This is a genomic window from Algibacter sp. (assembly GCF_039977455.1).
GTDB lineage: Bacteria > Bacteroidota > Bacteroidia > Flavobacteriales > Flavobacteriaceae > Algibacter_B.
Genome location: NZ_JBDWDG010000004.1, coordinates 67,568 through 77,512 on the forward strand (window position 1 = coordinate 67,568; position 9,945 = coordinate 77,512).

The following is a 9,945-nucleotide window of genomic DNA, read 5'->3' on the forward strand; positions in this document are numbered from 1 at the left end:
AATATCATTGTTTTTTTTAACAAATTAATTATTAATAGTGATGAATACTAAATCCAATGATTTAAATACAGACGAAAACCAAAACATTTATTTAAGTATAGATCATTTAAAAAAAGGAGAATATTTATTAAAAATCACATTAAAAAACAAAGTAATAAAGTCTATAAAATTAAAAAAATAAAGATGCTATTAATCAAGTGAGGAAGAGTTACTTTAAGGGAATACAAGTATTTACTATTCCCTTTTAGTTCTCTTTTAATAGACATCAACTTACTACCATAGTACCACTTAATTGGGTTTTAAAAAAATTTTCATGATGCTACGATTCATTTCAATACTTATTTTGCTTTTAGTTGCGAATGTTTCATTTACTCAAACTTTTAAAGAAGATTTAGCTAATGAAACTCACGAAGACTTTCCTAGCCAATGGGGTTTAGTTAAAGGTTCTGCATATGTAAGTAAAATAAATAACAAAAAAGTAATAACGTTTATAGATCATTCTATATTAAAACCAATAATCAATAATAAAACAGACAACTATCTCACAGATAATTTTACTATAGAATTTGATGCTTTTTTTGATAACACCGTTTCATTTAATAAACAAATGTATGAGATAAGGTTTTGGAATGGACAAGCGAATCTTAAAATCGAAAATGGACATTACGACAAGTTTATTTTATTTAGACATGGTATCCGTTCATACGGTATAACCCCTAGTTCGCCATCCATTAATTTAGATAATTATTTAAAATCTTTAGAATCAAAAGATGAAGCTTGGAGACATATTAAAATACAATATACTAGTGGTAAACTTAAGATGTATATAGATGATAACTTGTTGCTAAATTTCCCTAAACTCTATTTTAAACCAAATATGGTTTCAATAGGTTGCCTTACACGTAAAGCAAAAGTTGATATGCGAAGTGGCATTACCAATATTAGTATTACAGGTGTTAAAATTTCATCAAATACTCAAACCGAAACTACCACTTCTTCTTCCGAAATTATAACACCCCCATTAGAAAACCCTGTTGGAAATACCGATGACAAAACTAGTATAGATTCCCCACCCGATATAAAAAATGAGAATACAGAAGAGAACACCAATTTAAACCCCATACAGTCACCTACTGGTGAGATTATAACGCCAACTTTTGATAACGATTTTTATGACGCCATAGATGGTACAACTACAACCACTCCAATCTCAACAAATATTGTGCTTCCTAGAATATTAAAAATTACAGTTACGGATTTACTGTGTATTGAAGAAAGGGATTTGGGTGACAATCCGGATGATTATGGGTTTCAACTCTACACTTATTTTAATGGAGGTCGAGCAAAATATGATAAGGGCTTTACAGATTTTAATAATATTAGCTGTAATACTCAAGTTCCAGGTGGAAATTTATTAGTCTGTGGAGACAAGAATCATCAAATCCATGTTGAACAAGGAAATACTCGAATTGGTAATATTAGTGCCTCATTAATGTACAAATTAGAAAATGCACATTATACTGAGAAAGAACTAGAACTAAAATTCTTTATTTGGTTAAAAGAATATACCGGAAACAAAGACCTTGTTTTGTTCGATGGCAAAATTGAGATTATAACCCACGATGTTCTTAATCATTTACTTAAGGGTAAGTTTCCTGAGAATTCTAAGCTAGTTCAATTCTATGATACCTCAATAACGCATTTAAATGATTTCTACGAGTATGGGCCTAGAGGTAGTTATATTTGGTTAAGATTTACTTCTAGAAAATCATTAGAAGGACCTATTAAACTAGGAGATTCTGGGCACAAAGCCGCTGCCTGGGTAGAATTTGAATTAATAGATTAAAAAATCAATAAAATGAAAAATAAACTAGTTATCTATTTTAGTTTAATACTGTTATTATTAACGGTATTAATATCATCCTGTACTCCAGATAAAAAAGATGAGCCGCTTCATTTTTATAATTTCAACCTTAAACTTGACGGTATTACCGATTATAACTTCGGAAAAAACATTCAGGCAGATTTTGGTTCTTTTGGAACTGATGAAACTGAATTTTTCGATATTAATATTATTGATTATAACCCTCAAACCTTTTCTATGGGTTTTATAGTACCTATGAATCAATATTTCTTGATAGAAAAAGGAAAAACGTGCTCTATTGGTTCTTTTATACCAATAGATTCAAATGGTCAGCCAAATGACTCTATAACTTTTACAGCAAATATAGATTTATATATACCAAGTATTGAGATGTATCAGTGGTACGACACAGGAATACTAGGTGGTGGTACAATTAAATTTAAGGACATAGAAAAAGATTATATAGATATTGAATTTAATTTCACTGCTTACCATTTTTACAACCCCTTAGAAGAACCAAAAAAAGTATCCTCTAAAGGAGAAATTAGAGCATTACCTCGAAAAAAAAATAGTGGTTGAAATATTACGTTCAAATAACCTACTTTCATAATACACTTAATATCAGTGTATTTAAATATTAAAAAACGATTTAACCAAGGAAGAATGGACAATCAATTTGTAAAGATGAAATACAAAAAAATCGCTTTTAACTAAAAAAAACAATTATGAAAACAAAATTCACATTAACATTAGCAATGCTTTTTTGCTTTTTAACTAATGCTAATAATATTACAGTAAGTAATATTTCTTTAGAAAACTTAAATGAACCAGATTGGGTTCAAGTAGAATTCGATTTAAGTTGGGAAAACTCTTGGCGCTTAAGTGCAGGGCCTTCCAATTGGGATGCTGCTTGGGTATTTATTAAATACCGAGTAAATAGCGGAGATTGGCAACACGCCCAAATAGCTCAAACAGATTTTGTACCTGCATCAGGCAGTACAATAGATATTACCAAAGACGGTATTGGTGCGTTTATTTATAGAGATAGCGATGGTAGTGGTGATTTAAATTTACAAGACATAAGACTTCGTTGGGATTATGGTTCTATAGATCCTAATGATATTATAGATATACAAGTATTTGCTATAGAAATGGTATATGTTCCTGAAGGCCCTTTTTCTTTAGGAACTCCAGGTACAGAAGTTGGTAAATTCTATTCTGGACCTACAAACAATCCATATAGAGTCGAGTCCGAAAACGCAATAACAGTAAATGGAACAGTAGGGAGTCTTTATTATAGTATTGGCATTTCAGGTTCAAGACCTGGGGATCAGTTAGGTCCCATTCCTGCTGAATTTCCTAAAGGTTTCCAATCGTATTATTGCATGAAATATGAAATGACGCAAGGACAATATGTTGGTTTTTTTAACACCCTTACATCTACTCAAAAAACTGAAAATGATATTACTGGAGTAAACGGTAAGAGTCAAGATACCGAACTTAGTAGGAATACAGTTTCTTGGGAAGAAGGTAGTGCTACTGCAACAACAACATCTCCCGATATTCCACTCAATTATGTAAATAACAATATTTTATATGCCTATTTAGATTGGTCTGGACTTAGACCTATAACCGAGTTAGAATATGAAAAAGCATGTAGAGGTCCTATTACGCCAAAAGCAGAAGAGTTCGCATGGGGAAATTCAAATATTGCAAATACGCCATATAATTTAATAAACCTATCTCAGTCCAATGAATTAGTTACAAATCCAGAAATAGGTACAGGAAATGCTTATTATAGTGCTACTAACGGCACTCCAACTGGCCCAAAAAGAGTGGGTATTTTAGCGGCAAGTGCAGTTAATAAAACACGTGAAGAGACAGGTGGTAGTTACTATGGGATAATGGAATTAACTGGAAATCTATACGAACGTTGCATAACCGTTGGTAACCCACCAGGTAGGGCCTTTACATCTACACATGGAGATGGCGAAATATTACCTAATGGACTAGCCAATGTTACTTCATGGCCAACTACCAATACAGGTATTGGTTATAGAGGTGGGTCATATTTTAATAGTATACCATACATAAGAGTCTCAGACAGATTTGATGCAGCTTCATCACTTGCTGGTGCTAATAACAGACTAGGATTTCGTGGTGTGAGAACAGAAGATTAATACTTTAAAACATGACAACTCAAAAATTATTTTTAATAACCGCATTATTAATAATAGGAAATCAACTTAACGCACAATATGTTGGTGGAATGGATGATGGTAGCGACCATTCCTACCTACATGGCAGTAGGCTTTCTGGTGAAATAGCCTCTTTTTCAGTCCTCTATCAAGGAAGTTCTGGAGATGGTTTCGATAAGGAACAAAACCAAGTAGTACTATCAAATTCAAGTTTTGACATATATCATGGTAGTTCTGGTGATGGGTTTTCACAATACATAGCAGCAGTAACAGTTTCCGGAAGCAATGTAAACACTTTATATTATGGGGATTCTGGAGATGGTCATTCTCAAGATAAATTTCAAACCTTAATTGATGGAGATGACTTGAGCATGCTCTTTAAAGGCAATACAGGTGATGGTGCAGATTACAAAGAATTGAGTTCTGTATTTCTCCAAGGATTCATGAATGCTATTTTTGAAGGAGGCGACGGTGATGGCTTTGCTATTCTTTTAGAACCAAACAATTATTTATCAGGTCTTATGTTAACCTTATTTAACGGTGGTGATGGTGATGGATTTGCCGTAAATAAATTAACGTCTGCCTTAACTTTAGATTTAATTGAGCAATTGATAGAAATGGATGTGCTATTATACCCAAATCCAGCAAATCATATAGTAAACATCAAACCAAATACAGGAATAATTATTACTGCCATTGAAGTTTACGATATAGCCGGAAAGGCAGTCCACGTAGATTTGTCTGAAGGTAACACCATTAATGTAAGTAGTTTATCAGATGGTATGTATCTATTGAATATCATTTCAGAAAGTGGTGCTTTAACCAAAAAATTAATCGTTAAAAAATAATAGAAACATACCAATAAATTATAATTATGAAAAAAATAATAAATCCTCTTTTTTTAGTACTTATACTTTTTTCTCTTTTTTTCAATTGTAAAAACGAAAAAAAAACCGAAATTATGGAGGAGCAGGTTGAACAACCAGCAAATGTGATAGACATTGTAACCAGAAGCATGGAATTCCAAACTGTTGATACCATTCCATCAGGTTGGAATACCTTTAAATATCAAAATTTATCCAATGAGACGCATTTCTTTTTATTAGATAAATATCCAGAAGGCAAAACCGTTGTAAATACCTTAGCTGATGTAGCTCCAGTTTTTGAAAAAGGCATGGATTTGATTAATGCAGGTAAATCTGAAGAAGGTTTTGCAGCATTTGGTAAACTACCCGAATGGTTTTTCGAAATTGTTTTTTCTGGAGGTTCAGGATTAATTGCACCAAAATATACTGCAACAACCACCGTAAAATTAGACCCAGGATATTACATTATGGAATGTTATGTAAAAATGCCAAACGGAAAATTCCACACCTCCATGGTCATGGCAAAACCTATTATTGTGACCGATGAAGATAGTGGAATCCAACCTCCCAAATCTACGGTGAACATAATCCTTTCAGTTGAGGAAGGTATTATGTACGACAAACCTATACAAAAAGGTAAGCAAATATTTTCAGTATTTGTAAAAGACCAAAAACAACATGAAAATTTTATGTGGCACGATGTAAACTTGGTGATGTTAACAGAATCTGCAAGTGAAGACGCTTTAGAAAAGTGGATGGATTGGTCGCACCCAAAGGGATTGATTACTCCGGTTCCGGACGGTATTACTTTTTTAGGAGGCGTTAACGATATGTCTGCAGGAAGCACGGGCTATTTTTATGCCGATTTAAAACCTGGTAAGTACGCCTTAATTTCAGAAGTGCCAAATTCAAAAAGTAAAAATATGTTTAAAGGTTTTGTAGTTAGCTATTAGTTAGTCAGATCAAATTGAGCCAAAAGTAATTGGGATTTAAAGTTTAAAAAGTGTTATAAAATATTTTTGGTTTGATTTGATTTTTTATTTGTCATTCTGAGGAGCGCCAGAGGCGACGTAAGAATCTCTTAATCAAAGACAACATATCATTCTAAGCATTATCAAAATTAAAATATATTTTGATTGAAGGCAGCAAACGTAACACAACGATATGCAATTGATAATTAGGATTTCCCATTGTCACATTGAGCACAGCCGAAATGCAATTGAAAACCAACAAGTTATACAACTTGGACTTCCGACAAAGTTGGAAACAACGAGTTTCAGAAATAATGAGCAACTAATATTGTTGATATACGAATTCTAGGATTAAAATCTAAAAGTTGATAAAAACCCAAAATCATTAATTTATTAGCGAATGGTGCTTCGCAATTTCCTATAAATCGTTTTGATTTCCTGCCTGCCGGCAGGCAGATTTGATTTTGGTATTTAGTCCAAAATGTCTACCAGACATTTTTAACTCTAAATAGTTCATCAAGGCAAAATGAATAAAGAAATATCAAGAGAATATATAGAAACTTAAATCATACTAACAAGCGCGTTAGCGCGACTTTAGAATCTCTCTGTCATTCAAAATAAAACGAAGAATCTCGTTAACCTAAACCGACTTATTCAACTCCCCCAAAACCAACCGAATCTCACCATAACTATACTTATCATCCAACTCATGTTTCAAATCCGACAAACTCTCAAAAGTTTTAGTCGGAATCAATTCCTTCAACTCCTCATAATGGTCCACAGGCATTAGGTCATTAACCTTCACCTCACCCGTCGGAATAAAACTCGCCAAATGCCCAATAATAGTCGTCGGAACAAAATCACGTTCCTTAGCAATTTCAAAAATAGATTTCCCGGCTTGAAATAGCTCTAAAGATATTTTTTTAGAATCACTACCAGACTTCTTTTTGGCCTTTTTAGGTGTTGCAGACACATCAAAAATCTCAACCTCACCCGAAGTTTCAATATCATGTTCATCACAATACCCACGAATTACTTTCAAAATAGCAGCACCATATTTCTCAACACGTGTTTTCCCCATGCCGTTAACCTTAAGCAATTCAGCTTTATTGGTTGGTAACGTCTCACACATTTCATACAAAGCCTTTTGAGTAAAAATCTGATAATGAATCAAGTCCTTCTCATCCGCAATATCATTTCTAAGCATACGCAGTTTTTCAAATAACTCCACATTACTTGTTCCCTCAACAACCGTTTTTCTGGACTTCTTGGGTTTATCTTTCCCCATAAAAACAGACTTAGCACGCAATTCCAAAATCCGTTCCGCAGTAAAACCAGAACTTAAACCTTTAAAGTAATGTAACTTTACAGCTAATAAATCCTCTAAAGCATCTAAATGCTTTGTTAGGTCACTCCCTACCGCCTGGTTATCCGTAGTAAAAGAAAAATTCTTTAAAGGATTAGCTATTTTTGTTTCAGCCTCCATTAAAAAATAATGTATACCTTTTTTAAAACGGTCCTGTATAATAGTGTTTTCCTCGGGTAATGTATCAGATTCCGCAAGGTTATTTAATTGCGCATTAAAACCATTAGCTACTTTTAAAAAATTGGCAACAGTATCTTTAATAGGCAAAAATGTCTCATCAACAGTCCCCTTAATAACGCCTCTATTTTTATAATAAATATCTAAAATCCTATTTATAGGATATAAAAATGGGTAAAACCCAAAAACTTCAGCAATTAAATCTAATTGAAAACGCTTTTGAGAATCAAGCAAAACCAGATCATCGGGAGCATTCAGTTCTGCATTCTCGTTAAAAGAGGTAACATTACCATCGCTTATAATCTGGCTAGAATTAATTTTACTTTTCAGAATCAAACCTTCTAAGGATTTACATCTACTTAACGCTACATACGTTTGTCCATGTGCAAAAGCACCTTGAGCATCAATAATTGCTTTTTCAAACGTTAAGCCTTGACTTTTATGGATAGTTATACTCCAAGCTAAACGCAAAGGCATTTGGGTATAACTACCTATTTTTTCTTCTGTAATAACCTTAGTTTCCGCATCCACAGTATAATTAATATTTTCCCAAATTTCTGGCGTAACATTAATATTAAAATCATCATCAGGACAATGCACTACAACTTCATCACGATCCAACAATATAATTTTTCCTATTTTACCGTTAAAATATCGTTTTTCGGGATTGCTATCATTTTTAACAAACATAACCTGTGCCCCTACTTTTAACTCTAAAGCTACATTATTAGGGTATGCATACTCGGGAAATTTACCATCTACAACAGCCTTATACGTAAGTGTTTTAGTCGTTAATTTAGCTAGTTCAGCTCTATTTGTTGCCTCTGCCTTATTATTATGAGTGGTTAAAGAAATATAACCCGCATCTGGTTCTGGTGTGAAATCAGGTACAAAACGCTTATTTAATTCTTCAGCTCCTTCTATACTCAACCTATTATTCCTAATTTCATTTAAAATTTCAATAAACTTAGGGTTCTCCTGTCTATATATATGCTTCAATTCTATGGTAATGGCATTACACTGTTTATAAGCTAGGCTACTAAAAAAGAACCCATTAGCATAATATGGTTTTAATAACTCCCATTCTTGTTCTTTTATTACTGGAGATAATTGCTGTAAATCTCCAATCATTAAAACCTGTACGCCTCCAAAAACTTTACTTCGGTCCCTAAACCGACGTAATGTTTGATCAATGCCGTCTAACAAATCAGCCCGAACCATACTAATCTCATCAATAACCAAAAGGTCCATCGATTTAATAATATTAATTTTGGTTTTGTTAAACCTCCTATTAAAACCTTTACCTGCATTCAAATCGGCATCAGGTAAAATTGGACCAAAAGGCATCTGAAAAAAAGAATGTATGGTAACACCCTTAGCATTTATAGCCGCAACACCTGTAGGCGCTATTACCACTATTCGTTTTAGACAACTCATTTTTAAACGATGTAAAAAGGTCGTTTTACCTGTACCCGCCTTACCCGTTAAAAAAATGGATCGGTTGGTGTCGTTAACAAACGACCAAGCCAAATCTAATTCCTTATTTTCAGTCATTAAACCATTAAAATTTTTAGAGCTTTAAGATACTAATATAGATTATTTATTTGGCGGGTTTTAAAGAAAAAATAAAACCGCACCATCCACAATATCTTTTTATTCAATTTTATCTAGGATTAGCCACTTTACACGCCTATAAAGCCATTCTCAAATAACGTTTACTAGTGCAACACCGCCACAAAGGGATGGTGTTACTATCACTTGGGCAAGGGATGGACTAGCGTTTGTTTATGGCCTATGTTGGTAGTTATTTGGTTTGAGTATAAAGCAAAAAAAATCCTCAACAAATAAATGTTGAGGATTAAAAAAGGCAACGACCTACTCTCCCACAAATGTAGTACCATCGGCGCTAATGGGCTTAACTTCTCTGTTCGGAATGGTAAGAGGTGAGCCCCATCGCTATAACCACCTTAAGTTATAGCTGCTGACTGTCGGCTTTCGCTTCTAGTCTTCAGCGTTCATCCTATAGATGAACAAATATCTTAACATATTGAAAATAAGAGACATGATTGGTGTAATAACTATTGAACTTAGTAAAAAAACAGGCGTACAATAAGCCTATGGGTTATTAGTACTACTCGGCTATGACATTACTGCCTTTACACCTATAGCCTATCAACGTGGTAATCTCCCACGACCCTTTAAAGAAATCTCATCTTGTGGTGGGTTTCGCGCTTATATGCTTTCAGCGCTTATCCCTTCCCAACGTAGCTACTCTGCAATGCTCCTGGCGGAACAACAGATACACCAGAGGTTAGTCCAACTCGGTCCTCTCGTACTAGAGTCAGATCCACTCAAATTTCTAACGCCCACTGTAGATAGAGACCGAACTGTCTCACGACGTTCTGAACCCAGCTCGCGTGCCACTTTAATGGGCGAACAGCCCAACCCTTGGGACCTTCTCCAGCCCCAGGATGTGACGAGCCGACATCGAGGTGCCAAACCC

At 34.0% G+C, this 9,945-nt stretch carries 6 protein-coding genes and 2 rRNA genes; 5 read left to right on the forward strand and 3 right to left on the reverse strand.

What is annotated here, in order from left to right; all coding sequences use genetic code 11:
• Positions 1-313 precede the first annotated feature (313 nt).
• The 5 genes from ABJM36_RS00575 (at position 314) to ABJM36_RS00595 (ending at position 5,881) form a co-directional block, all read left to right on the forward strand.
• Positions 314-1,846, forward strand: coding sequence for a hypothetical protein (locus ABJM36_RS00575; RefSeq protein WP_348448087.1), 1,533 nt, complete (start codon positions 314-316; stop codon positions 1,844-1,846).
• A gap of 12 nt (positions 1,847-1,858) precedes the next feature.
• The gene (locus ABJM36_RS00580; RefSeq protein ID WP_348448089.1) at positions 1,859-2,443 is read left to right on the forward strand and encodes a hypothetical protein; all 585 of its coding nucleotides are present in this window, start codon (positions 1,859-1,861) and stop codon (positions 2,441-2,443) included.
• A gap of 146 nt (positions 2,444-2,589) precedes the next feature.
• Positions 2,590-4,044 carry an SUMF1/EgtB/PvdO family nonheme iron enzyme gene (locus ABJM36_RS00585; RefSeq protein ID WP_348448091.1) on the forward strand — a complete coding sequence of 485 codons (1,455 nt, stop codon included), beginning with the start codon at positions 2,590-2,592 and terminating at the stop codon, positions 4,042-4,044.
• An 11-nt stretch (positions 4,045-4,055) separates the two neighbouring features.
• Positions 4,056-4,910 (forward strand): T9SS type A sorting domain-containing protein, encoded by an 855-nt coding sequence (locus ABJM36_RS00590; RefSeq protein ID WP_348448093.1) that lies wholly within the window; start codon positions 4,056-4,058, stop codon positions 4,908-4,910.
• 26 nt (positions 4,911-4,936) lie between these two features.
• The gene (locus tag ABJM36_RS00595; RefSeq protein ID WP_348448095.1) at positions 4,937-5,881 is read left to right on the forward strand and encodes a hypothetical protein; all 945 of its coding nucleotides are present in this window, start codon (positions 4,937-4,939) and stop codon (positions 5,879-5,881) included.
• A gap of 658 nt (positions 5,882-6,539) precedes the next feature.
• On the opposite strand, the gene ABJM36_RS00600 is transcribed toward ABJM36_RS00595, so the two are convergent.
• From ABJM36_RS00600 to ABJM36_RS00610, 3 genes are all read right to left on the reverse strand, one after another.
• Positions 6,540-8,996, reverse strand: coding sequence for a helix-turn-helix domain-containing protein (locus ABJM36_RS00600; protein ID WP_348448097.1), 2,457 nt, complete (start codon positions 8,994-8,996; stop codon positions 6,540-6,542).
• 308 nt (positions 8,997-9,304) lie between these two features.
• Positions 9,305-9,412: ribosomal RNA gene (gene rrf, locus ABJM36_RS00605) — 5S ribosomal RNA — on the reverse strand.
• Positions 9,413-9,547: 135 nt separating this feature from the next.
• Positions 9,548-9,945 (reverse strand): 23S ribosomal RNA (locus ABJM36_RS00610); the annotation flags it as partial.